Source organism: Vibrio sp. 03_296 (assembly GCF_002265885.1).
In genome coordinates, this window is the sequence record NZ_NPKW01000225.1 from 1 (window position 1) to 757 (window position 757).

1 pseudogene is annotated in these 757 nt (G+C 49.5%); it reads right to left on the reverse strand.

Going from position 1 to position 757, the window contains the following annotated elements:
- Positions 1-97: 97 nt before the first annotated feature.
- Positions 98-757 (reverse strand): annotated as a pseudogene (locus CIK04_RS23570) (glycosyltransferase family 2 protein); the annotation flags it as partial.

Sequence of the window (757 nt, forward strand, 5' to 3'; positions counted from 1 at the left end):
GAAGGACGCCATCTGGCGTTTTGCCCACCAAAAGGTGGCGGTGAAGCAATGGAAGCGGATATGAGCCGCATCGACATTGATGCGGCGCTGGTGCAGCTTAATCCTTGGGTTTCTCCGTACTTGTCCTGATCCACAAGTCGCGTACTTCACCAATGTGGAGTGCGCGGAAAGCAGCGACAGCAGAAAGCCTTGTTTACCATCCAAAAGCCGCTTTGACAATGTACATTTTTACAAAGCACGCAATGGCATGCAGTACACCTTGAGAGATACTGCTCTTTTCCCTCGCTTCTCACGTTGCTCTGCCCATGCTTTGGCATAACCAGCAGACTTCACTAAATAATGGTGCAAGTCGTTGTAAGTGTAGTGGATGGCATCCCCTTGTAACTCTTTCACTTTCATTGCTTTGGTGATTTCCACCTTCTCATGCACCAGCGCATCGTCGTATTGAGTCAACTTGGTAGGATAGAGACGCACCACACGATCGGGATACCAACCACAGTGACGGATGATAACGACCAAAGTACCCAGCTTAGGCAGACACATGCTGTAAAAGGGTATTCGCTTCATTCGATTGTACCGCTTGTTGAATGCTCAATTTCAGCTCAGGCGTGACGCGTTCATCGGCATCCAGCCAAAGCACATAATCGGATTCAACATACTGCTGAGCAAGGCGGCGTTGTGGACCAAACCGGCCATTCTTTGTTAATAAAGAATTTGTCGGTGTAGCGTCTGGCAACGGCTTCGGTTTCGTCGCTGC